The organism is Salinicoccus jeotgali (assembly GCF_055379195.1).
Map to the genome: position 1 here is coordinate 829,136 of NZ_AP043830.1, position 25,628 is coordinate 854,763.

At 46.0% G+C, this 25,628-nt stretch carries 22 protein-coding genes; 20 read left to right on the forward strand and 2 right to left on the reverse strand.

The window, feature by feature from the left end:
• Both ACZ43I_RS04200 and ACZ43I_RS04205 read right to left on the reverse strand, forming a co-directional pair.
• Positions 1-378, reverse strand: coding sequence for a GtrA family protein (locus tag ACZ43I_RS04200; protein ID WP_344701364.1), 378 nt, complete (start codon positions 376-378; stop codon positions 1-3).
• Positions 365-1,309 (reverse strand): glycosyltransferase family 2 protein, encoded by a 945-nt coding sequence (locus ACZ43I_RS04205; RefSeq protein WP_344701366.1) that lies wholly within the window; start codon positions 1,307-1,309, stop codon positions 365-367. Before ACZ43I_RS04205 ends, ACZ43I_RS04200 begins: the two co-directional genes overlap by 14 nt.
• A 103-nt stretch (positions 1,310-1,412) precedes the next feature.
• Between ACZ43I_RS04205 and ylqF the strand changes: the two genes are divergently transcribed.
• From ylqF to ACZ43I_RS04305, 20 genes are all read left to right on the forward strand, one after another.
• Positions 1,413-2,267, forward strand: coding sequence for a ribosome biogenesis GTPase YlqF (ylqF, locus tag ACZ43I_RS04210; protein ID WP_344701368.1), 855 nt, complete (start codon positions 1,413-1,415; stop codon positions 2,265-2,267).
• On the forward strand, positions 2,264-3,025 hold the full coding sequence (locus ACZ43I_RS04215; RefSeq protein WP_344701370.1) for a ribonuclease HII: 762 nt from the start codon (positions 2,264-2,266) through the stop codon (positions 3,023-3,025). The genes ylqF and ACZ43I_RS04215 overlap by 4 nt, the downstream gene beginning before the upstream one ends.
• An 80-nt stretch (positions 3,026-3,105) precedes the next feature.
• Positions 3,106-4,272: an ADP-forming succinate--CoA ligase subunit beta gene (sucC, locus tag ACZ43I_RS04220; protein ID WP_344701372.1), complete on the forward strand. Its 1,167-nt coding sequence runs from the start codon at positions 3,106-3,108 to the stop codon at positions 4,270-4,272.
• Between the two features lie 17 nt (positions 4,273-4,289).
• Positions 4,290-5,198, forward strand: a complete 909-nt coding sequence (gene sucD / locus ACZ43I_RS04225; protein ID WP_344701374.1) for a succinate--CoA ligase subunit alpha — start codon at positions 4,290-4,292, stop codon at positions 5,196-5,198.
• 154 nt (positions 5,199-5,352) lie between these two features.
• Entirely contained in the window at positions 5,353-6,156 is an 804-nt protein-coding gene (gene dprA / locus ACZ43I_RS04230; protein WP_344701376.1) for a DNA-processing protein DprA, read from the forward strand.
• Positions 6,157-6,253: 97 nt separating this feature from the next.
• Entirely contained in the window at positions 6,254-8,320 is a 2,067-nt protein-coding gene (gene topA / locus ACZ43I_RS04235; RefSeq protein WP_344701378.1) for a type I DNA topoisomerase, read from the forward strand.
• Positions 8,321-8,528: 208 nt separating this feature from the next.
• On the forward strand, positions 8,529-9,410 hold the full coding sequence (xerC, locus tag ACZ43I_RS04240) for a tyrosine recombinase XerC (protein WP_344701380.1): 882 nt from the start codon (positions 8,529-8,531) through the stop codon (positions 9,408-9,410).
• A 4-nt stretch (positions 9,411-9,414) separates the two neighbouring features.
• Entirely contained in the window at positions 9,415-9,954 is a 540-nt protein-coding gene (gene hslV / locus ACZ43I_RS04245; protein ID WP_344701382.1) for an ATP-dependent protease subunit HslV, read from the forward strand.
• 14 nt (positions 9,955-9,968) lie between these two features.
• Positions 9,969-11,339, forward strand: coding sequence for an ATP-dependent protease ATPase subunit HslU (hslU, locus tag ACZ43I_RS04250; protein ID WP_344701384.1), 1,371 nt, complete (start codon positions 9,969-9,971; stop codon positions 11,337-11,339).
• 19 nt (positions 11,340-11,358) lie between these two features.
• Complete coding sequence (gene codY, locus ACZ43I_RS04255; protein ID WP_344701386.1) at positions 11,359-12,129, forward strand: GTP-sensing pleiotropic transcriptional regulator CodY; 771 nt, start codon at positions 11,359-11,361, stop codon at positions 12,127-12,129.
• 147 nt (positions 12,130-12,276) lie between these two features.
• Positions 12,277-13,056 (forward strand): 30S ribosomal protein S2, encoded by a 780-nt coding sequence (gene rpsB, locus ACZ43I_RS04260; protein WP_344701388.1) that lies wholly within the window; start codon positions 12,277-12,279, stop codon positions 13,054-13,056.
• A 110-nt stretch (positions 13,057-13,166) separates the two neighbouring features.
• Positions 13,167-14,045, forward strand: a complete 879-nt coding sequence (tsf, locus tag ACZ43I_RS04265) for a translation elongation factor Ts (protein ID WP_344701390.1) — start codon at positions 13,167-13,169, stop codon at positions 14,043-14,045.
• 68 nt (positions 14,046-14,113) lie between these two features.
• Positions 14,114-14,836, forward strand: a complete 723-nt coding sequence (pyrH, locus tag ACZ43I_RS04270) for a UMP kinase (RefSeq protein ID WP_344701392.1) — start codon at positions 14,114-14,116, stop codon at positions 14,834-14,836.
• Positions 14,837-14,851: 15 nt separating this feature from the next.
• Positions 14,852-15,409 (forward strand): ribosome recycling factor, encoded by a 558-nt coding sequence (gene frr, locus ACZ43I_RS04275; RefSeq protein WP_344701394.1) that lies wholly within the window; start codon positions 14,852-14,854, stop codon positions 15,407-15,409.
• A 132-nt stretch (positions 15,410-15,541) separates the two neighbouring features.
• On the forward strand, positions 15,542-16,291 hold the full coding sequence (locus ACZ43I_RS04280; RefSeq protein ID WP_344701396.1) for an isoprenyl transferase: 750 nt from the start codon (positions 15,542-15,544) through the stop codon (positions 16,289-16,291).
• 1 nt (position 16,292) lies between these two features.
• Positions 16,293-17,081 (forward strand): phosphatidate cytidylyltransferase, encoded by a 789-nt coding sequence (locus ACZ43I_RS04285; protein WP_344701398.1) that lies wholly within the window; start codon positions 16,293-16,295, stop codon positions 17,079-17,081.
• A gap of 21 nt (positions 17,082-17,102) precedes the next feature.
• Positions 17,103-18,227 carry a 1-deoxy-D-xylulose-5-phosphate reductoisomerase gene (locus ACZ43I_RS04290; protein WP_344701400.1) on the forward strand — a complete coding sequence of 375 codons (1,125 nt, stop codon included), beginning with the start codon at positions 17,103-17,105 and terminating at the stop codon, positions 18,225-18,227.
• A gap of 4 nt (positions 18,228-18,231) precedes the next feature.
• Positions 18,232-19,515 (forward strand): RIP metalloprotease RseP, encoded by a 1,284-nt coding sequence (gene rseP, locus ACZ43I_RS04295; protein ID WP_344701402.1) that lies wholly within the window; start codon positions 18,232-18,234, stop codon positions 19,513-19,515.
• A gap of 11 nt (positions 19,516-19,526) precedes the next feature.
• A complete protein-coding gene (locus ACZ43I_RS04300) occupies positions 19,527-21,215 on the forward strand; it encodes a proline--tRNA ligase (protein ID WP_344701404.1) in 1,689 nt (562 codons plus the stop codon).
• Positions 21,216-21,268: 53 nt separating this feature from the next.
• Entirely contained in the window at positions 21,269-25,552 is a 4,284-nt protein-coding gene (locus ACZ43I_RS04305; RefSeq protein ID WP_344701406.1) for a PolC-type DNA polymerase III, read from the forward strand.
• The last annotated feature ends 76 nt before the right edge of the window (positions 25,553-25,628 follow it).

Genomic DNA, 25,628 nt, shown 5'->3' on the forward strand with positions numbered 1-25,628 from the left:
CTAATCTTTCAGGATCCATCGGGTGATGATGTATGTGAGCGGTACAGTGATGATCAGTACGGGCAGCGGTGCGAAAGGCTCGGGCCAGCCGAAAGATTCAACGAACAGGTAAAGTAGAGCAGTCTGGAGCCCTATATTGAAAACCTGGCTCAAGGGGAATTTCAAGAATTTTGCCAATGTCGGCCGTACTTTATATACATACCTGCAATTCAGGAAGTAGGAAATGATGAAGGCTACAGCGAAGCCTATGAGATGCGCCGCCAGATAAGGTGCCCCCATCGTTATCAACAGAATGTAGAACACATAGTAATTGATGGTGTTGATAAAGCCGACGAAAATGAAACGGAGAACTTCATTGACATCACTATTCAGTTCCATGATGACCTCCTTGTGCGAGATCGCTGTCTGAAGATGTCTCGATGATATATTTTGGACGATCTTTGGTCTCTATATAGATACGACCGACATATTCGCCGATGATGCCGAGCGAGAACAGCTGGATACTGCCTAAAAGCAACAGGCTGGCAATGATTGTAAAGTAACCCGGGACATCGATGCCATTAAACATAATATTAACAAACATGTACAATATATAGATGAGTGAGATAACCAGCACAACCAACCCTAAATAAAAACAGCTTCTCAGTGGCCGATGATTGAACGCACTGATGCCATCGATTGCGTAATCCAAAAGTTTGAGTGGATTGAATGTACTGATTCCTGAACCCCGCTTGATATGATCGAATTCGACGACGGTCTTATTGAAGCCCACCCATTCGAATATTCCCTTTGAAAACCGGTTATTTTCGCTAAGCAACAGTATCGCATCAGCTACTTTCCTTGAGATGAGGCGGAAATCACCCTCTCCATCGACAAGCTTCACTGTACTCGTAACATTCATCAGGCGATAGAATAGCTTTGATGGCAGGCGTCTGGAAAGCGGTTCCTCCACCTTGTTGCGCTTGGCGACCACCTGATCGAATCCTGCCTCGTAGGGCCTGATCAGATCTGGAATGAGGGAAGGTGGATGTTGCATATCGCCATCCATGATGACGATTGCATCCCCCCGCGCCATTTTGAGGCCAGCCAGAAGAGCCGCCTCTTTACCAAAATTACGAGAAAACGAAACGAATCTGACGTTTGGGTTGGAGAGCCCCCTGATTTTTGGCAAGGTGGCGTCTTGTGAGCCGTCATCGATGAAGATGATTTCGTAGGTATGTTCGATTGCATGCATGACTGATGAGATTTCTGCATCAAGCACCGGAATATTTTCTGCTTCATTGAAAACTGGAATTACAACCGAAATCATCGACCCTCACCTCCCGTCGTTTATTAAATGGTGATTGTATTATATAATACAGGGATGAATTAATGAAATAAAATAGAAGATTTATAGATAGGAGTGCTTTTATATGAGCATAAACTGGTTCCCGGGTCATATGGCCAAAGCGAGAAGGGAAGTGGAAGAGAATTTGAAGAAGGTGGATGTGGTGATTGAAATACTGGATGCCCGCATCCCAAATTCAAGCCATAACCCCATGATGGATGAAATCACAAAGCATAAACCTCGTGTCGTAGTGTTGAATAAAGTGGATATGGCCGATCCGAAAGCTACGGATCGCTGGTTATCTAAATTCAAGAGTGAAGGGAAATATCCAGTCGCCCTGGATGGCCGCCATAACCAGATAATCAAAAAAATCGAGCCGTTGGCGGTAAAGGCTACTGCCGAGGACTTCAATAGAATGGAAGAAAAAGGCATCAGGCGCCGTGCCATAAGAGCTATGATCATAGGTATACCCAATGTCGGCAAATCCACAGTCATCAACAATATCGCCAGAAAGAAAGGAGCGAAGACCGGGAACACCCCAGGTGTCACTAAACAGCAGCAATGGATCAAAGCCGGACAGCAGATGGAGCTGCTGGATACACCAGGTATCCTCTGGCCGAAATTCGAGGATGAGGCGACAGGAAAGAAGCTTGCCTTGACCGGTGCAATTAAGGATACGGTTGTGCCACTTGATGAAGTTGCAATCTTTGGCATGCAGCACCTGCTTGAATGGGACCCCGAGCGCTTTAATGCATTCTACAACATTTCTGCGAGCCAAGATGATGACATCGTCACAGTATTCGATGCCATAGGCAAGTCTAGAGGTATGAAGTCAAGCGGAAATGAAATCAACTATGAAGCTGTGACCAATCGGGTCATCCACGATATCAGAAATGGCAAGATTGGCCGCTATACATTCGATAAGGTGGATGCACAGTGAAGATATCAGAGATCGAAACAGAACTCGGAGACTATACAACACTTGATGAATTGAACAGGTCCCCATGGCGTGATGATCCGAGGAAAGGGGTAGCCAAATCATTAGAACGCCATAGGAAGAGGCTGGAAAATGAAGCCCTGATGAGAGAAAAATATGAATATATGAGCCGATACGAACGTAATCTAAAAGGCAAGGCTGAGTATATTGCGGGTGTCGACGAAGCGGGGCGCGGACCCATTGCGGGGGAAGTGGTGGCAGCTGCGGTCGTTCTGCCGGAAGGCTTCATGCTGCCCGGTCTGGATGATTCAAAGAAGCTTTCCCTGAAGAAAAGGATGGCCTTCCGTGAGATAATCATCGCGGAGGCGGACTACGGTATAGGCACCGCAAGCGTCTATGAGATAGATCGGCTCAATATCTACCAGGCAAGCCGTCTGGCGATGAAGCGTGCCGTTGATGAGTTGGCCGCTGCTCCCGACCATCTTCTTGTGGATGCGATGACCATCGGCATGGGAATTGAAGAGACCTCAATCATAAAAGGAGATGCAAATTCCGTCTCGATTGCTGCTGCCAGTGTGCTCGCCAAAACAGAAAGGGATCTGTATATGGAGCATTACGACACAGTTTATCCAGATTATGGATTCTCCGCCCATAAGGGATACGGCACAACGGAGCATTTGGCCGCACTTGACTCACTTGGCCCCTGCGAAATACACCGCCATACATTTGAACCGGTGAAATCCATGCGACTAAAATATTAATTTTTGGAATGCAGTTTACTTTAATGAGCACCTTTTCTATAATTGGGGGGTAAGGTTAAAAAAGTCTTAGGAGGATGAACATGAATATCCATGAGTATCAAGGGAAAGAAATCTTTCGCTCCATGGGCGTGGCCGTGCCTAACGGCAGTGTAGCCTATACACCGGAGGAAGCAGTGAAAGCAGCTAAAACACTGGACTCTGATGTATACGTCGTAAAAGCACAGATCCACGCGGGCGGACGCGGTAAAGCAGGCGGTGTCAAAATCGCCAAGACACTGGATGAAGTTAAGGAGTACGCCAAGGAACTGCTCGGCAAAGTGCTCGTTACCCACCAGACCGGTCCTGAAGGAAAAGAAGTTAAACGTCTCCTGATCGAAGAAGGATGCGACATCCAGAATGAATACTATATCGGTCTAGTCGTAGACCGTGCAACAGACCGCGTCGTATTGATGGGTTCTGAAGAAGGCGGTACCGAGATTGAGGAAGTTGCTGAAGCGACTCCTGAAAAAATCTTCAAGGAAGTCATCGACCCTGTAGTCGGACTCATGCCTTATCAGGCCAGAAGACTTGCCTTCAACATCAACATTCCAAAGGAATCTGTCGGCAAGGCGACTAAATTGATGCTCTCCCTATACAAAGTATTTACTGAAAAAGACTGTTCCATCATGGAAATCAACCCGCTCGTCACAACGGGCGAAGGTGAAGTGCTCGCATTGGATGCGAAAGTGAACTTTGATGAGAATGCGCTCTTTAGGAATAAAGATATAGTAGAACTCCGCGACTTGGATGAAGAAGATCCAAAAGAGATTGAAGCATCCAAATATGATCTGTCCTATGTTGCGCTGGATGGTAATATCGGTTGTATGGTAAACGGTGCCGGTCTTGCTATGGCAACAATGGATACCATCAATCACTTCGGCGGCGAGCCTGCCAACTTCCTAGACGTAGGGGGCGGCGCTACAACTGAGAAAGTAACTGAAGCATTCAAGATCATCCTCGGGGATGAAGGTGTTGAAGGTATTTTCGTCAACATTTTCGGCGGCATCATGAAATGTGACGTCATCGCTGAAGGTGTCGTGGAAGCGGTCAAGAATGTCGGGCTTGATATCCCGTTGGTTGTGCGTCTGGAAGGTACCAACGTTGAAAAAGGTAAGGAAATCCTTGCACAGTCCGATTTTGATATAATTTCTGCACAGACGATGGCTGAAGGTGCCAAGAAAATCATCGAAGCGGTCAATAATAAATAAAAACGGAGGAATCTACTGTGGGCGTATTTATCGATAAAAATACTAAAGTACTAGTTCAGGGCATCACCGGAGCAACTGCATTGTTCCATACAAAGCAGATGCTTGAGTATGGAACCCAGATTGTTGCAGGGGTGACACCAGGTAAAGGTGGCCAGGAAGTAGAAGGCGTGCCAGTATTTAATACTGTTGAAGAAGCGAAGAAAGAAACAGGTGCATCAGTATCTGTCATCTATGTGCCGGCACCTTTTGCGGCTGATGCGATAGTCGAATGTGCCGATGCAGAACTGGATATGGCGATCTGTATCACTGAGCACATTCCTGTACTTGATATGGTTAAAGTCAAGCGTTATATGGAAGGCAAGAAGACGCGCCTTGTCGGACCGAACTGTCCGGGCGTAATCACTGCCGACGAATGCAAAATCGGCATCATGCCAGGATATATACACAAAAAAGGTCATGTCGGCGTAGTAAGCCGCTCCGGCACGTTGACATATGAAGCGGTGCACCAATTGACTGAAGCCGGAATCGGGCAGACTACTGCTGTCGGTATCGGCGGTGACCCGGTCAATGGTACAAACTTCATCGACACGCTGAAAGCGTTCAATGAAGACCCTGAGACAGAAGCGGTGGTCATGATCGGAGAAATCGGCGGTACTGCAGAAGAAGAAGCTGCAGAGTGGGTCAAAGAAAACATGAACAAGCCTGTCGTAGGATTCATCGGTGGGGTGACAGCTCCTCCAGGCAAACGTATGGGTCACGCAGGTGCAATCATTTCCGGTGGTAAAGGTACAGCTGATGAAAAAATCAAAACGATGAACGCGTGTGGCATCGAAACGGCTGATACGCCTTCTGAAATCGGTGAAACTCTAATCAACCGAATCAAGAAAGAAGATGGTCTTTACGAAAAATGCCTCACTGTAAAATAAACGTCATATAAATCATATGAACTTCTACAAAAAAAGCAGAACCCTATATGGGGTTCTGCTTTTTTTGGCAGTTAATTCCATAAGATTTAACATAAATGTCATGGCGTGTCGGGTTAATTCTCCTATAATTCAAAAAGAGATGGGAGGAATATATTTGAATCATTTAAAATTAAGCTTTGCAGGAGTTACTGTACAGGAGTATAGGAAATATATTGTAGGAAGTGCATTCCCTCCAAAAGGGCTGTCGGAAAAGATTTCCCGTGCACAGAAAATGGATGGGGAAGCGTTGCTTAAAATCTTAGAGGAACAGCGCATAGGATATATTACGATTGATGATGCGGATTATCCAGCACTCCTAAAGGAAATATATGATCCCCCCTACATACTTTATTATCGCGGTGACCCGACGCTTTTTGCACATTGCAAGCTAGCTGTAGTGGGGAGCCGTAAGGCAGGATTTTATACACGCCGGGCATTGGATGGTATCATACCAGGACTTGCACAGGAGATAACGATTGTTTCCGGCCTCGCCTATGGCGCGGATGCCATTGCGCATGAAGCGGCCTTGAAAGATGGCAGGACTACAATCGGTGTGCTGGCGTTCGGGCATGACGTGCATTATCCTAAAAGCACCCAACATGTCCGCACCCTCATGGAAGCCGATCATCTGGTCGTAAGCGAGTACCCGCCCGGCACTTCGATAGAGAAGTGGCGCTTCGTTGCGCGTAATAGGATCATAGCGGGAATGTCGGTTGGCGTGCTGGTCACTGAAGCTGAAGTCGGCGGTGGCAGCATGATCACACTGGAGATGGCTTTGGATGAGAACCGCATTGGATTCTGCATACCTGGGAATATTCATTCACCGCTCTCAAAAGGCACAAATATAAGAATACAGGATGGTGCCAAAATGGTGCTTGGTCCGAGTGATATAATGGAAGAAATTTTCATCGGCCGATAAAGCAAATGAAAATATTAAAAATAATTATAGTTGACAAACAATTTTAATTCACTGTATTATTTGGATTTGAAAACACAAATAAGGAGGCGGACGGCTTATGGCAGATAATCTGGTAATAGTGGAATCGCCTGCTAAAGCAAAAACAATAGAGAAGTATCTCGGAAAAAGGTATAAAGTCGTTGCGTCCATGGGGCATGTCCGCGACCTGCCCCGTAGTCAGACAGGAATCGATACTGAAAACAATTACGAACCTAAATATATAACGATTAGAGGCAAAGGTCCTCTTCTCAAAGAATTGAAGAAAGAAGCGAAAAAAGCGAAAAGAATATACTTGGCGAGTGACCCGGACCGTGAAGGCGAAGCCATAGCATGGCACCTCAGTCATGCTTTAGGTGACGATAAGGAATATTACAGGGTAGTGTTCAATGAAATAACTAAAGAAGCCGTCAAAGAAAGCTTCAAGCAGCCTGGAGAAATCAATCAGAAATTGGTGGATGCCCAACAGGCCAGGCGTATACTTGACCGCCTTGTGGGCTACAACATCTCTCCAGTCTTATGGAAGAAAGTCAAAAAAGGGTTGTCTGCAGGCCGTGTCCAGTCCGTTGCTCTAAAACTGATCATAGACCGGGAAAACGAAATAAGGAATTTCAAGCCGGAAGAATATTGGACGATTACAGGACTCTTCAATTATTCAAAAAGTGATTTTGAAGGAAAGTACAACCGCCTTGAAGACGCCAAAATGAAACTGAAGACGAAAGATGACGTCGAACACGTGATGAAACAGCTGAAAGGGAACGATTTCACTGTAGACTCTGTACAGAAGAAGGAGAAGAAGAGAAATCCTTCCAAGCCCTTCACAACATCTTCCCTGCAGCAGGAAGCTGCCCGTAAGCTGAACTTTAAGGCGCGTAAGACGATGATGGTCGCCCAACAGCTCTATGAGGGAATCGATATTAAAAAAGGAGGCACTGTCGGGCTCATCACCTATATGAGGACAGACTCCACCCGCATCTCGCCAGTCGCCCAGAAGGAAGCCGTCGAGTATATCGAAGCGGAGTACGGCAAGGAGTTCATCGGCAAAAAGCCTTCAAAGGCGCAGGCGGAAGGAAGCCAGGATGCCCACGAAGCTGTAAGGCCGACCAGTGCCAACCGATCTCCAGCCAATATGAAACAGTACTTATCCAGAGATCAGTATAGGCTCTATAAGCTTATATGGGAACGTTTCATCGCCAGCATGATGGCGCCGGCGATATTGGACACTGTACGCATGGAGATGTCCAATAATGGAGTCATCTTCCGCAGTAACGGTCAAACGATCAAATTCAAAGGATTCATGCAGATCTATGTCGAAGGAAAAGACGATGAAGAGGAAGAGTTGGAGAACAAGCTGCCGGATATCAAGGAAGGCGAAACGGTTGTTTCAAAAGATATCAAGCCCAATCAGCACTTCACCCAGCCACCCCCAAGGTATACGGAGGCGCGCCTTGTGAAGACGTTGGAAGAGCAAGGTATAGGACGTCCTTCAACTTATGCTCCGACCCTCGATACGATCCAGAAGCGGAATTATGTCAAAATCGATCAGAAGCGTTTCTTCCCGACTGAACTTGGTGAGATCGTTAATGAATCGGTGACACAATATTTCCCTGATATAATTGAAGCCGAGTTTACGCGGACTATGGAAAAAAGTCTCGACGATATCGCGGAAGGTGATGCATCATGGGTAGCAGTCATCGACGAATTCTATAAAAACTTCGAGCCCCAGGTGGCACGTGCCGATGAAGAAATGGAAAAAATAGAAATAAAAGATGAGCCGGCCGGTGAAGATTGTGAGAAGTGCGGTTCTCCGATGGTCTACAAGATGGGACGCTATGGTAAGTTCATGGCATGCTCAAATTTCCCGGATTGCCGCAATACAAAAGCAATCGTCAAAGAAATAGGTGTTACTTGTCCTAAATGTGAAAAAGGCCAGGTCGTTGAGCGGAAGTCCAAGAAAAATCGGATATTCTATGGTTGCGACAGATATCCTGAATGTGACTTCATCTCTTGGGACCGTCCGATTGGACGGAATTGTCCAAGGTGCGACCACTATCTGGTAGAGACGAAAAAAGGTAAGACGGCAAAAGTTAAATGTACAAATTGTGACTATGAAGAGAAAGCGGAGTAGATGAATACCCATCTTTGTATGGGTATTTTTCTATGACCTTCATAAAATATTGGCAATATTCATATTTCTTTGTGCATTTCAGTGCAAAATAGGTTATTATATACTATTGGAGCTACAAGCATTGATTGAGCGGTGGAATCAGCATACCGCTATCAATTGATGCCAGCGGCTTAATTGTGATAAGATTCTGATAAAAGGCGGTGTGTTCATGTCCCATCTTGAAAATTTCCTTGAACAGCTTCTATATCAGCGTAATTTATCACCACATACTGTAGATGCATATAGGATAGATATCACAGAATTCTTCAAGTTCCTTGATCAGGAAGGGCTCGAATATGCTTCTTTCAAGTACATGGATGCAAGAAACTACTTGAATATGCTATATAAAAAAGGGTTGAGCAAATCCACCGTATCCCGTAAAATCTCTTCCTTGAGAAGTTTCTATAATTATCTTATGGACAGGGGAGAGGTATCCGGCAATCCGTTTACGAATCTGCCAAATCCAAAAAAAGAGAAGCGTCTTCCAGGATTCATGTATGAAAACGAGCTCGAGAAGCTATTCGATTCATTGGACAAAGATGCAAAGATGTATGAACGTGACTTGGCGATACTTGAATTGCTCTACGCGACTGGTATGCGCGCATCCGAACTGCTCGGGTTAAAGATCAGCGATATAGATTTCAATCATGGACTTTTGAAGGTGCGGGGTAAAGGGAATAAGGAACGTGTCCTTCCCTTTGGTGAACATGCTGGTGAGGCATTGAAGAATTACGTGGATAAACACAAGGCTGTGATAGAAGCTAATGGAAGGCTTTGGGTCAACTACAGGGATGGCCCACTTACCGATCGCGGACTGCGGTACGCAATTGATATGATGGTGAAGAAGAGCGCGAGTGATTTTCACCTTCACCCCCATAAGATCAGACATAGTTTTGCGACCCACATGTTGAACAACGGTGCTGATCTAAGGGCGGTCCAGGAACTTCTGGGACATGAATCATTATCCACGACACAACAATATACTCATGTCTCCAAAGAGCAATTGAGGAGAACTTACTTGAAGCACCATCCAGCGAATCAGAAGAGGTGACAACATGGCAATAAAAGGAACGACGATATTCGGCATCAGTCATAAAGGAAAAATGGCAATGGCCGGCGATGGCCAAGTGACTCTTGGCAACCAAGTCGTCATGAAGCACTCGGCAAGGAAAGTGAGACGGCTTTTCGATGATAAGGTAATCGCAGGATTTGCGGGGAGTGTGGCTGATGCATTCACATTATTTGAAAAATTCGAAGCGAATCTCTACGCTTACAATGGCAACCTCACAAGAGCGGCAGTTGAGCTAGCCAAGGAATGGCGCGGCGACAAAATCCTGAGGCAGCTTGAGGCGATGCTTATAGTGATGGATAAGGAAACCATGCTGTTGGTCAGTGGTACAGGCGAAGTCATAGAGCCTGATGACGGCATACTGGCCATAGGCAGTGGTGGTAACTTTGCACTGAGTGCCGGACGCGCGATGAAGAAGCACGGCGACAATCTTGATGCAGAAACAATCGCCCGCGATAGCCTGCTGATCGCCAGTGAAATCTGCGTGTTCACGAATGACCATATAATTGTAGAAACGATAGACTAAAGGAGCGTTTTGAAGTGAAAGATAATCTGACGCCAAGAGAAATAACAAAGCGGCTCGATGAGGATATCATCGGTCAGCATGAAGCAAAGCGCAAAGTGGCAATCGCCATGAGGAACAGACATCGCCGCATGCAGCTGGACGATTCCCTGAAAGCTGAAGTGGTACCAAAGAACATCTTGATGATCGGCCCTACCGGTGTCGGCAAGACAGAAATAGCAAGAAGGATGGCAAAGCTTACTGGAGCGCCATTCTCTAAAGTGGAAGCGACAAAATTCACGGAAGTCGGCTATGTTGGCCGCGATGTGGAAAGCATGGTGCGTGATCTGGTCGAAGCCAGCGTAAAAATCGTTAAGGAAGAAAAGATGAGGCTCGTGGAGGAAGATGCGGAGAAGCTTGCCGAAGAACGTCTGATCACTTTACTTGCCCCCGGCGAAAAAAAGAACCAGCAGAGCTCCAACCCTTTCGAAATGTTCATGAACCAGCAATCTGATGAAACAGTTGAAGAGGTGACCCCTGAAGTCAGGACGAAGCGCATGAACCTGAGGGAGAAGCTTGCAGCAGGCCATCTGGAAGATACGAATGTAACTATAGAAGTGGAGCAGGACCAGAATCCGATGGGAATGATGATGCCTGGTATGGACAACAGTGGCATGCAGGATATGCTGAAGCAGTTCATGCCGAAGAATAAGCACAAAAGAACCATGCCTGTCAGCAAAGCCCGAGGATACCTGAAGCGACAAGAAGCAGAAAAGATAATCGACACCGACAGTGTAAACGATGAGGCAATCTCCTTGGCGGAAACCATGGGCATCATATTCATCGACGAAATGGATAAGATCGCAAAAGGTGGCCAGAACTCAGGCGATGTTTCACGTGAGGGTGTACAAAGGGATATCCTCCCTATCGTAGAGGGTAGCACGGTTCAGACCAAGTATGGCCCAGTAGCTACCGAACATATCCTCTTCATAGGAGCAGGAGCCTTCCATGTGGCAAAGCCAAGCGACCTCATACCTGAATTGCAGGGGCGTTTTCCGATCCGGGTGGAATTGGATAAACTTAAAACTGAAGATTTCGAGAAGATCTTGAAGGAACCGAAAAGTTCCTTGGTCAAGCAATATGAAGCATTGCTTGCTACAGAGGGCGTCACGATATCCTTCACTGAAGCAGCCATCCATACGCTTGCCGAGATTGCTTTTGAAGTCAACAGCGGTACCGATGACATCGGGGCGAGAAGGCTGCACACCATATTGGAAACACTACTGGAAGAACTGCTGTTTGAAGCAAGTGGCATGCAGGGTGCCCATGTAGAAATTACAGAGCAATATGTTTCATCGAGACTCAACAACATAAAATCGGATAAGAATTTGAGCGCATTCATACTATAAATCTAAAGGAGAATCATCAATGGAGAATTTATTGCAGAAAACACGGGAAATTAACAAACTTATTCAAAGTCAAGAAGGTGTCAAAGTAGATTTCAAGGAAGTGTCCGAAAAGTTAAGCGGTGTCATTGAATGTAATGTCTTCATCGTCTCGCGTAAAGGTAAACTTCTTGGGTATGGCATCAACCAGAAAATCGAAAACCCTAGAATATACGATATGCTTGAGCAAAGAAGGTTCCCGCAGGAATATGTAGACATGATCATGAAGATCAGCGAAACGAAAGAAAACATCAGTTTCGATGATGCGATGACAGTCTTCCCGACTGAAGATTCCTTCCAGGACTCTGAAACATGCATCGTACCGGTATTCGGTGGTGGAGAGCGTCTGGGCACGCTCGTCCTCGGACGCGTAACTGAGAAGTTTGAAACGAGCGACCTTGTATTGGCAGAGTATGCGGGTACAGTGGTCGGTATGGAGATACTCCGTGAAAAGCAGGAAGAAGTTGAACAAAAAGCAAGGGATAAAGCGAGCATATCCATGGCGATCCGCTCCTTGTCCTATTCTGAACGCGAAGCTATCGAGCACATTTTTGATGAACTCGGCTCCGATGAAGGTCTGCTCGTTGCGTCAAAAGTGGCTGATCGCGTTGGGATCACTCGCTCCGTGATTGTAAATGCGCTGCGCAAACTTGAAAGTGCAGGCGTCATAGAGTCAAGATCTCTCGGGATGAAAGGGACATTCATCAAAGTTAAAAAAGAGGATTTCCTACCAGAACTCAGAAAAGATAGCTAAATCAAAGTTTGATTTATCGGCTAAAGTATGGTATATTATTTAACGGCTGAAAAAGCCCATTACGCACAGTCCGGTGAAGTGGAAACAGGTGCCTTACGGTCGTTTCCATAGCTGTACTGGAGGAAAAACCAGAGGAGGAAATCAATTATGGCAGTAATTACTATGAAGCAATTGCTCGAAGCTGGTGTACATTTCGGTCACCAGACGCGCCGTTGGAACCCTAAGATGAAGAGATACATCTTCACGGAAAGAAACGGCATCTATATCATCGACCTGCAAAAGACGGTTAAAAAAGTAGGGGAAGCTTATGAGTTCGTAAAAAGCGTCTCTGAAGAAGGTGGCAAAGTACTATTCGTAGGTACTAAAAAGCAAGCACAGGATTCAATCAAAGAAGAAGCTGAGCGTGCTGGTCAACTTTACGTCAACCAAAGATGGCTCGGTGGTATCCTGACAAACTACAAAACAATATCCAAGCGTATCCGCCGCATCTCTGAAATCGAAAAGATGGAAGAGAACGGTACATTCGATGTACTGCCTAAAAAGGAAGTAGTCGAGTTGCGTAAGGAATATGCACGTCTCATCAAATTCCTTGGTGGTATACGTGAAATGAAAGAGATGCCAAAAGCACTCTTCATCGTTGACCCGAGAAAAGAACGCAATGCGATTGCTGAAGCGAAAAAACTTGGTATCCCTATTGTCGCAATGGTTGATACAAACTGTGATCCGGACGAAATCGACTATGTCATCCCGGCTAACGATGACGCTATCCGTGCAGTAAGACTCATGACCAGTAAAATGGCTGATGCAGTACTTGAAGGACAACGCGGCGTTTCAGACGATGAGATTGCTGAAGAGCAGAATATCGACATGACAGAAGAAGACTCTGAAGAAACCACTGAAACGGTTGAAGCTGGCGAAAGCAAATAGAGACATGTTCAAACGGTGATAAGTTATTTATTCTTATCACCTTTTTTAAAAGGTGGGACCCTTTGCCCTAAGGCATAATCTCCCGAATTTAAAGACCAGGAGGATTCTAAATGGCTATTACTGCAAAAATGGTTAAAGAACTACGTGAAAGAACAGGTGCAGGCATGATGGACTGCAAAAAAGCACTCCAGGAGACTGATGGTGACATCGATAAAGCAGTAGATTATCTACGCGAAAAAGGTATGTCAAAAGCAGCCAAGAAAGCTGATCGTATTGCGGCTGAAGGCCTTGTACACGTTGCTTCCAAAGGCAACGATGGCGTAATCGTTGAAATCAACTCAGAAACAGACTTCGTTGCACGCAACGAAGAGTTCCAGAAGTTGGTTCAAGACATCGCTGAGCATATTCTGACGACAAAACCACATGATCTCGATGAATTGAACGCTTCAGAGATGAATGGTAAAAAAGTTGACGACGCGATGAAGGAAGCTGTCGCGAAAATTGGTGAAAAACTCACTTTGAGAAGGTTTGCACTGGCTGAGAAGACAGATGAAGATTCATTCGGCGAATACCTTCACATGGGTGGACGCATCGGCGTACTCACGTTGGTTGAAGGCTCTACAGATGTAGAAGCAGCCAAAGATGTAGCGATGCATGCAGCGGCACTGAATCCAAAGTATGTTTCTAAGGATGATGTTTCACAAGAAGAGCTGGACCACGAAAGAGAAGTCCTCAAACAGCAAGCTCTTAATGAAGGGAAACCTGAAAACATCGTAGATAAGATGGTTGAAGGCAGAATGCGTAAATACCTCGAAGAAATCTGCATCGTGGATCAGCCTTTCGTCAAAGATTCCGATCAGACTGTTGAAGAGTTCCTCAAATCCAAAGGCGGTACACTTAAAAACTTCATCCGTTTTGAAGTCGGCGAAGGTCTCGAAAAGAGAGAAGAAAACTTTGCTGATGAAGTAATGGATCAAGTGAATAAGTAAGGAAAAGACACTTCGGTGTCTTTTTTTCTAAATTGATTTCATATAAAAATTAAGTAAGGATGGGACTTATGCCTGAAACTTCCAAATTTAAACGAATCGTATTGAAATTAAGCGGCGAAGCATTGGCTGGAGAAGATGGGTTCGGAATAAATCCGGTAGTCATCAAGAATATTGCGAAGCAAGTTTTCGAAGCAAAGGAACTTGGCGTGGAGATCGCCGTAATCGTCGGCGGCGGCAATATATGGAGAGGTAAAGTTGGAAGTGATCTGGGCATGGACCGCGGCACGGCAGACTATATGGGAATGCTCGCTACAGTGATGAATTCCCTGGCGCTCCAAGACAGTCTTGAGCAACTTGAATGTGAAACACGTGTGCTTACATCAATCGAGATGAAGCAAGTTGCTGAACCATATATCAGAAGGCGGGCAATCAGGCACCTGGAAAAAGGACGTATCGTCATTTTTGCAGCTGGAATCGGCAACCCATATTTCTCAACAGACACAACAGCGGCACTCAGGGCAGCTGAAGTCGAAGCCGATGTCATATTGATGGGCAAAAATAACGTCGACGGTGTCTACTCTGCAGATCCAAAGACGGATTCAAACGCCTACAAATACGAAAAATTGACCTATATGGAAATGCTGCAGGAAAATCTGCAGGTCATGGATGCGACAGCTTCATCCTTCTGTATGGACAATGACATACCGCTTATGGTATTTTCGATTACAGAACAAGGCAACATTAAACGCGCAGTATCAGGTGAGACCATCGGTACAGAAATTACAAAATAACAGGAGAGAAAACAAATGAGTGAATCAGTTCTTAAGGACGCTAAACAAAAGATGAGTAAATCATTGGATAACCTGAACAGGGAACTCGCCACCATCCGTACAGGCCGTGCGAGCTCAAACATGCTCGACCGTGTAATGGTGAATTACTATGGTGCTCCGACTCCAGTGAATCAGCTTGCAGGAATCGCTGTGCCGGAAGCGAGGATGCTTACTGTCACGCCTTATGACAAAAGCTCCGTAGATGATGTTCTAAAAGCGATACAGCAGGCAGACTTGGGTGTAAATCCGACAAGTGATGGTACAATGATCCGCATCACGGTGCCTCAACTTACGGAAGAGCGCCGTAAAGAATTCGTCAAAGATGCACGCAAGGAAGGCGAGAATGCTAAAGTCGCAATCCGGAATGTCAGGCGCGAAGCAAATGACGAATTGAAGCGTCTTGAAAAAGATGGTGAACTGACTGAGGATGACCTCAGAAGCTACAGTGACGATGTGCAGCAGCTTACAGATAAGCACATTAATGAAATTGATGCCATTTGTGACGAAAAAGAAAAGGATATTATGTCAGTCTAAACCAAATGACATTTTAAGGCAGGAGATTCCTGCCTATTTTTTTTATGCCTCCGATATATGGTAGAATAAATTGATTGAGGACTCTTTATTATAAATGTATACTAATAATTATAATGCTTCAGGAGGATTGTTATGTTTCGTAGGAAGAAGCAAGAAATAAAGACAGAAAAGGGGCTGCCTGAACATATCGCCATCATCATGGATGGAAACGGCAGATATGCCAAACGGAAAAACAAACCAAGAGTGAGCGGCCACTACGAAGGCATGCAGAACGTCAAACGTATAACACGTCATGCTTCCGATTTGGGTATAAAGTATCTCACCCTATATGCTTTTTCCACAGAAAACTGGTCCCGGCCAATCAGTGAGGTCAATTACCTGATGAAGCTACCAGGTGATTTTCTCGGCACTTTCCATCCTGAATTAGATGAGAAGAACGTCAGGGTGACGACAATCGGACGTCTTGAATCCCTGCCGGAGCATACGCAGAGAGCCGTTCAGCATGCTGTTGAAAAGACACGTGGCAATACAGGGCTGAATCTGGTTTTTGCGCTGAACTACGGCGGACGCGACGAGCTCCTTGAAGCCTTCAAGTGCATAGGCGCCAAAATAGAAAAAGGGGATGTGTCACCTCAGGATATCACCGCAGAAATGGTAGATGATCATCTAATGACCACTGACATACCCGACCCGGAGATGCTGATTCGCACAAGTGGCGAATATAGGCTGAGCAACTTTTTATTATGGCAGTCATCATACAGCGAATTATTTTTTACAGAAACACTTTGGCCAGAATATTCAGTTGATGAACTAGATCAGATGATTTCACAGTATTGTAGACGTGAGAGAAGATTTGGGGGACTTGGCCAAGAGGAGGAGTAACATGAAGACAAGAACCATCACCGCAATCATCGCGTTGCTTATATTTGTGCCAATCGTCGTATGGGGGGCTTGGCCACTTCTGATTGCCGTTTTTCTACTTGCCTATACAGCACTTTATGAAATTTTGAAGATGAACCGCATCCACATATTTTCCATACCTGGAATCTTGTCCATGGTGGCACTCTTCATCATCATGATGCCCCAGGAATCCTACATGCCACACATATCAGTTTTTCAGGTTGACCTGATCATCGTGATGGCGCTGTTGATGTTGAGTTTTACTGTCATCAGCAAAAACAGATTTTCGTTTGTGGACATGGGTTTTTGCGTGCTCGCTGTAGCTTATGTCGGCATCGGATTCATGTACTTCTATGAAACACGGGAAGCAGGCCTCATCTACATACTCTATGCACTGCTCATTGTCTGGGTGACGGATACTGGTGCATACTTATTCGGCAGAGCATTCGGCAGGCGTAAATTATGGCCGCAGATTAGTCCCAATAAGACGATAGAAGGATTTTTGGGAGGTATATTCTGCAGTGTCCTGCTCGGTCTATTGTTTTACTTCATGGGATGGATCGAAGGCGTACAAATTCTGCTCTTCCTATTGCTGACGATGATACTCAGTATGTTCGGCCAACTTGGAGATCTGGTTGAATCGGCCCTTAAGAGGCATTTTGACGTTAAAGACTCAGGTAGACTGCTTCCGGGACACGGTGGCGTCCTTGATCGCTTCGACAGCTTTATTTTTGTACTGCCCCTTATGAACATACTGCCTCTTATAACTTAAGATAGAACTGGGTGAAATTAAATGAAGACTATTTCAATATTAGGCGCTACAGGTTCAATAGGCACTCAAGCTTTGGACGTCATCGCCCAAAACCGCGAGCAATTCAAAATCGGCAGCATTTCTGTAGGCAGTAACATAAAAAAACTTGAAGAAATACTCGAGCAGTTTGAACCAAAGCTTGTGAGCGTCAAAGATGATTCCGACAGGCTGGTACTGGCACAGAAATATCCACATATAGAGTTCACTTCAGGGGCTCGGGGCCTCATTGAAGTTGTTTCGGATGATTCTGATATGGTTCTGACTGCAATCATGGGAAGCATCGGTCTGGAACCGACATTGCATGCGATAGAGCAGGGTAAAGACATTGCCTTGGCAAACAAGGAAACGCTTGTTGCAGCCGGCGAAATCGTCATGTCGAAAGCGAAAGCCAAAGGTGTGGCGATTATCCCTGTCGATTCTGAGCACTCAGCAGTTTTCCAGTGTCTGCGTGGTGAAAACCTACGTGAAGTGAAGAAGATCATCCTCACTGCAAGTGGCGGTTCATTCCGGGATCTGTCCCGAAGCGAATTGTCGGATGTCTCGCTTGAAGATGCACTGAATCATCCCAACTGGTCCATGGGCCAGAAAATCACCATCGATTCAGCGACGATGATGAATAAAGGGCTTGAAGTGATAGAGGCTAAATGGCTTTTTGATGTCGACATCAATCAGATTTCTACAATTCTCCATAAGGAGAGTACCATACACTCTATGGTTGAATTTATCGATAACAGCATCATGGCGCAAATAGGCACACCCGATATGCGGACAGCCATCCAATTCGCATTCAGTCATCCTCGAAGGATGCCGATGAACAACCCGATGGATTTTTCAGCCCTCAGCCAACTGAATTTCAAACCAATGGATCTGGACCGTTTCCGGATGCTTGCCTATGCGTATGAAGCAATGGAAGCTGGCGGCACGATGCCGGCAGTAATGAATGCTGCAAATGAATATGCTGTCGGACGCTTTTTGGATGGTGAAATTTCATTCACCGGAATAGAGGAAATCGTCAAATCCCGCATGGATGGCCATGCGGTCGTCGAAAATCCCGACCTGGAAACGATCCTGTACTATGATAAATTGTATAAAACAGATATGAGGTGATTGTATGACCGGCATTTTAGCTTTTATAGTAGTTTTTGGTGTGCTGGTTACAGTTCACGAACTTGGGCACCTCATTTTCGCCAAACGGGCAGGCATCATGTGTCCGGAGTTCGCCATAGGCATGGGACCTAAAATATTTTCCCACAAGTACAATGACACACTTTATACGGTGCGCCTTCTGCCGATCGGTGGATATGTCAGAATGGCCTCCGATGAGATGGAAATCAATCCACTCAACGCCGGTATGCGTGTCCAATTAAAGACTGATGAAGTAGACCGCATCAGCCATATAATACTTGATGATAAGCATAACTTCACGCAAGTCGAGGAAGTAGAAGTCATCCAGTCGGACATCACCAAAGAAATGTTCATCAAAGCTATACGCCTACATGACGGGGAAGAGGTCACCTATACATTTTCAGATGAAGCATATTTTGTTCAGAATTCCGAACTGGAGCGCATTGCCCCGAGAGCTGCGAGGTTTGAGTCCAAATCGGTGGGGCATCGCCTGATGACTTTGGCGGCGGGACCTTTGATGAACTTCGTATTGGCTTTTGCGTTGTTCACAGTGCTGTTCTACATCAATGGCAAGCCAGTGGAGGAGGCTGTTGTAGGCTTTGTAGCAGAAGATACACCGGCTGAAGAAGCGGGCCTGAAATCAGGTGATCATCTAAAAACGATCAACGGTCAGGAAGTGGACAGTTGGGAGCACATGTCGACCATCATCCAGCAAGAAGGCGAAACCGAACTCGACATAACGGTTGTGAATGATGGGGAATCACGTACTGTTGAAATGACACCGATAGTTGAAAAGACGGAACTTCCAGACGGTGAAACCAATGAAAGGCTGGTCATCGGAATAGGGGCCGAGATGGAGCGCGGCGTGATATCTCCAATATTATGGGGCGCCGAGCAGACATACGAAATGGGGACGCTCATATTCACGCTTGTAGTGCAGATGTTCATCAGCATTGCTGACGGGACCTTCTCCTTCGATATGTTGAACGGACCGGTCGGTATATATAAAGTGACTGAAGATGTAGCAGCCCAGGGCCTGATGACGCTTATGCGCTTTACTGCGATATTGAGTGTCAACCTGGGCATAATGAACCTGCTGCCGATACCCGCATTGGATGGGGGTCGGATATTATTCGTACTATACGAAGGGATATTCAAAAAACCTCTGAACAGGAGAGTTGAACTGAACATTCAGCTGATTGGTGTACTATTCTTGTTGATCGTAATGGTATTAGTAACTTGGAATGACATAAAAACATTTTTCCTTTAGGAGTGAACTGAATGAGACAATCTAGAATGTTTATACCAACAATGCGTGAAACCCCGCAAGATGCAGATAGCCTGAGCCATCGCCTGATGCTCAAGGCTGGCATGATCAAACAGATGGCCAGCGGTGTATACACATATCTGCCTATAACGAAACTGGTCTTGAACAATATCGAGCAGATCGTCAGAGAAGAGATGAACGCCATCGAAGGCGTAGAGATACACATGCCTGTACTGCATCCGAAGGAGCTTTGGCAGGAATCAGGCCGATGGGAAGCATACGGCAGTGAACTTATGCGGCTCGAAGACCGCCATGGTCGTGAATTTGCCCTTGGGCCTACGCACGAAGAGATTGTAACCGCTCTGTTGCGTGATGAACTCAAAAGCTATAAAAAACTGCCTCTTACAGTCTTTCAGATCCAGACGAAATTCAGGGATGAACTGCGTCCAAGATACGGCCTGTTGCGCGGACGTGAATTCATTATGAAGGACGCCTATTCATTCCATAGTAATGAGGATTCCCTAGACGAGAAATATCAGGACATGTATATGGCCTATTCCAAGATCTTTTCCCGGGTAGGACTTAATTACCGTGCTGTAGAGGCAGACTCAGGTGCGATAGGGGGCAGCCATACCCATGAATTCATGGCGCTCGCAGACATCGGGGAGGACACGATTGCCTATACTGAGGAAAGCAACTATGCGGCCAATATAGAAAAAGCAGGATGCCCGATACCAGAGGCAAAAACAGTGGAAAGTACTAATGAAATCGAAAAGGTAGCGACGCCTGACGTCAAGACATGCAGCGCTTTAGCTGATTTCCTTGATATCAAGCTTGAGGAGACCACCAAAACAATGATCATGAAGGTCGATGAGCGGTACGTCATGATACTGCTCAGGGGAGATCACGAGTTGAATGATGTCAAAGTCAAGACTCATTTTGCCACAGATGATATACGCTTTGCGACGGACGAAGAAATTAGGAGCCTGATGCAGGCCGACCCCGGCAGTCTGGGTCCTGTGGACGCAGGGATTGAAGTCTACCTTGACCATCAGGTGAAAAACATGCAGGATTACCCGACTGGTGCAAATGAGAGTGGATACCATTTCCTCAACGTCAACCATAAGCGCGACTTCGAGATTGGTGGTTATGGTGATTTCCGCTTGATCGTCGAAGGGGAAATGGCTCAGGACGGCAGTGGACCAGTGAAGTTCATGAAAGGCATAGAAGTGGGCCAAGTATTCAAATTGGGCACAAAATATTCTGAAGCGATGAACTTGAATGTGTTGGATGAGAATGGACGCAGTACACCTGTGCTCATGGGATGTTATGGCGTTGGGATCTCCAGGACCTTGTCGGCGATTGTTGAGAGCCACCATGATGAGCGCGGCATCATCTGGCCTAAGTCGGTGACGCCGTTCGATGTGCACATTGTCACTCCAAACCCTAAAGACAAAGAGGCTGAAGCGGTTGCAGAAGAATTGTATGCAACACTTGGTGCTGACTACCGGGTGCTGTACGATGACCGTAAGGAACGTGCCGGCGTCAAGTTTGCAGATTCCGATCTGATCGGTCTGCCGTTTAGGGTAGTAGTGGGACGCGATGCGAAAGAAGGCGTTGTAGAAATCAAACCGAGAAGCAGTGATGCATCCATCAATCTGCCGGTGGGCGAACTGAAACAATATCTTGAAGATAATTATTAACAGGGGGAGCGCGTAAATCATCGATTTACGCGCTCTTTACAGGAGTGTTGTAAGTGAAGGGAAAAGATCAGTTTAACATTCTGCTGAAGCAGGCAGGAATCAGTGGAAATAATAATTATTTAGCTACAGGAACCCTAAAGAAAGTAGTGTCAAATGATGCTGAGAGAGTCTGGGAGTTCCATGTCCATTTTGAAGAAATGATACCTGTCGCGCTCAGGAACATGATGGAAAAGAGCATAGAAACAGCTTTTTCCAATATAGCACGCACCCAATTGATCATCACGGCAGATCATTATACAGACAAAGATATAATCGATTACCTTGAATATGCGCTTGATTCCATCGGCATCAATCAAAACATCAAGTTTCAGCTGCTTAATTGTGACAAACAACTCAACGATGGGACGTTGATTTTTTCTGTCCAGAATGACATTGAAGTGGCCCATTTCAATAAAAATATAAATGGTAATCTGAAGAACGCCTATGTTGCCTGCGGCATGCCGATAGAAGGGATTGAATTCCGTAAGGATGCAGAGCTCGATTCGAGTCGGCGGACACAGCTTGAAGAACGCCTCAGAGAAGAGAAGACTGAATTGGTGCAGGGCTTCATAGAGCAGCAGAAGCATTTTGAAACGGATATGAAGAAGAAGCAGGAAGAGACCATCAAGCAGATCGGCAAAGCAATCACCATGAAAGACATCAGGCCACTTGAAACAGTTGTCGAAGAAGAGTTCAATGTAAAAGTTGAAGGCGTCATATTCGATAAGGAGGTACGTGAACTCCGGACAGGCCGTAAAATTCTTCAGTTGAAGCTAACCGATTATACGGACTCCATCGCCGCCAAAATGTTCTCGAGGCACGGCAAGGAAGATGAAGCAGTTTTTGAGGCGTTGGATAAAAATGATTGGGTGCTCATTGAAGGCAATGTCGAATATGACGAGTTCTCCAAAGATATGGTGCTTATGATCCGTAGCTTGAACGTCTTCAACAAGCCGGAGAAAAAGGACAACAGCACTGATAAGAGGGTAGAACTCCACCTCCATTCTGAAATGAGCCAGATGGATGGTTTGAGGAATATCGGAGAATATGTAAAACGGGCAAAAGATTATGGACATACAGCCATTGCCGTTACTGACCACAATAATGTGCAGGCTTTCCCCGACGCATATTATGCCGCAAAAGCCAACGGTTTGAAGATGATCTATGGGATGGAAGGGCTTCTTGTCGACGATGGGGCAGCGATTGCGTATAAACCGCAGGACATAGTACTCGATCAACATGAATATGTCGTATTCGACGTTGAGACGACCGGCCTGTCCTCCAAGTATGACCGTATCATCGAACTTGCAGGGGTTAAAGTTAAAAATGGCGAAATCATAGACCGTTTCGAAAGATTCAGCAACCCCAATGAACCGCTCACTGAGACCATCAAGGAAATCACCGGCATTACTGATGATATGCTGCAGGATGCGCCACCAATTTCAGAAGTGATCACCGATTTCAAGGAATGGGTGGGGGATGCGATATTCGTCGCCCATAACGCGAGCTTCGACATGGGCTTTATAGAGGCTGCATACAGTGAAGAAGGGCTTGCTCCATATACGAATGGCGTCATCGATACGCTTGAACTATCCCGTTCCATAAACAAGGACTTCAAGAAGCATGGTCTGAATATACTCGCCAAACGGTATAATGTCGAACTGACACAACACCACCGCGCAATATATGATGCCGAAGCGACCGCCTATATATTCATTAAGATGTTATCGCAGCTTAAAAAGGCAGGTATAGAGAACCATAACCATATCAATGAAAAGTTGGCTGATCAGGATTCCTATAAACGTGCGATGCCGACCCATGTAACAATCCTTGTAAAAAACCAGGAAGGCCTCAAAAATCTGTTCAAGATAGTATCACAGTCTTTGACAGATAACTTCTACAAGACGCCGCGCATCAGGAAACAGCTATTGGATAAATATCGGAGCGGTCTGCTCATCGGCAGTGCATGTGATTCAGGTGAAGTGTTCACTGCCATGATGCAGAAGTCATACGAGGCGGCAAAGAAGACAGCAGGTTTCTATGATTACCTCGAGATATTTCCAAAAGCACTCTACAGCAGACTGTTGGAGCGCGAAATTGTCCGCAGTGAGGCGACCTTGGAAGAAATCATCGAAAACATCATCAGATTGGGTAATGAACTTGATAAACCTGTTGTAGCCACCGGCAATACCCACTACCTGGATGAGTCGGATAAGCTGTGCCGGGATATCTTGGTGAAGAGCAATCCTGGGAACCCATTATCGAGAGGCAACTTGCCTGATGCACATTTCAGGACTACAGACGAGATGCTGGACGCTTTCTCATTCCTTGAAGAGACGGTGAAGCGGGAGGTCGTCATTGACGCACCAAACCGGATTGCCGATAGTATAGAAGAAGTTGTGCCCATCAAAGATAAACTCTACACACCGAATATAGAAGGGGCCAACGACCAAATTCGAGAACTCAGCTACAGCAATGCCCGTGCCCTATACGGTGAGGAGTTGCCGGAAATTGTTACAGACCGCCTTGAGAAAGAACTGGACAGCATCATCGGAAACGGTTTTGCCGTCATCTACCTCATCAGCCAGAAACTCGTCAAGAAGTCACTTGAAGACGGTTATCTGGTCGGTTCCCGCGGTTCAGTCGGTTCCAGTTTTGTCGCCACGATGACGGAAATCACTGAAGTGAACCCACTGCCACCGCACTATGTCTGCCCTAAATGCCGGACGAGTGAATTCTTTATGGATGGTAGTGTAAGCTCTGGTTATGATCTGCCTGACAAATCATGTGAAACTTGCAGTTCTCCTTTGATAAAGGAAGGACAGGATATTCCATTTGAAACCTTCCTTGGATTCAAGGGGGATAAGGTTCCGGATATCGACTTGAACTTCAGTGGGGATTATCAGCCTGTTGCCCACAACTATACAAAAGAACTATTTGGTGAAGACAAAGTGTTCAGGGCAGGTACCATCGGTACAGTTGCAGAGAAGACAGCATTCGGTTATGTAAAAGGCTATATGAATGATAATGGCCTCCATCGGAGGGGGGCTGAAATCGATCGCCTTGTACTGGGTTGCAGCGGTGTGAAGCGGACAACCGGACAGCACCCGGGCGGCATCATAGTCGTTCCGGATTATATGGATATATATGATTTTACGCCGATACAGTACCCGGCTGACGATGTGGAATCGGAATGGAAAACGACACACTTCGACTTCCATTCGATCCACGATAACCTCCTTAAGCTGGATATTCTGGGCCACGATGATCCGACCATGATACGCATGCTGCAGGATCTATCCGGCATCGATCCGAAGACGGTACCCGTTGACGATGAAGAGACGATGTCACTATTCAATTCACCGAAGGCACTCGGTATTTCTGAGGAAGATATACTCTGCCGTACAGGGACTCTTGGTGTACCGGAATTCGGTACTGGTTTCGTACGCCAGATGCTTGAGGATACGAGACCTTCGACATTCAGTGAACTCGTCCAGATATCCGGGCTATCCCACGGTACAGACGTTTGGCTCGGCAATGCGCAAGAGCTGATCAGAAACGGTACATGTGACTTGAAAAACGTCATCGGATGCCGTGATGACATCATGGTCTATTTGATGTATCAGGGGCTTGAGCCTTCGCTCGCCTTCAATATCATGGAGAAAGTCCGTAAAGGTAAAGGCTTGACCGAGGAACATGAAGCAGCGATGAAAGAACAGGGCGTGCCCGATTGGTACATCAGCTCCTGCAAGAAGATCAAATACATGTTCCCGAAAGCACACGCCTCCGCCTATGTTCTGATGGCGGTCAGGATCGCCTACTTTAAAGTGCACCATCCCCTTTATTATTATGCGAGCTACTTTACAGTCCGTGCTTCGGATTTCGATTTGCTGACGATGGTCAAGGATGGTACGACAATCAGACATAACGTCAAGGAAATGAACCAGAGGTTCCAGGAGCTCAGCAAAAAGGAAAAAGATACACTGGTAGTTCTTGAAATCACCAATGAGATGGTGCAGCGTGGCTACAAGATAAAACCGGTAAGTGTTGAGAAGTCGGACAGCTTTGAGTTCAAGATCGAAGACAACGCACTGATTCCGCCATTCATAGCTGTACCAGGGCTTGGTGCCGGAGTGGCGAAACGCATTGTGGAAGCGCGCGAGGACGAACCGTTCATCTCGAAAGAAGATTTGAATAAACGGGCCGGCGTGTCTCAGAAAGTAGTCGATTACCTGACTGAATTGGGCAGTCTCGATCATCTGCCAGACAAGGCACAGCTGTCGATTTTTGATATGTAGACTCAAGTTGCAGGCTAAAATGCACTGTGGTATAATAACTATGATATTAAATACCACGTTACGCGGAGAAGAACGG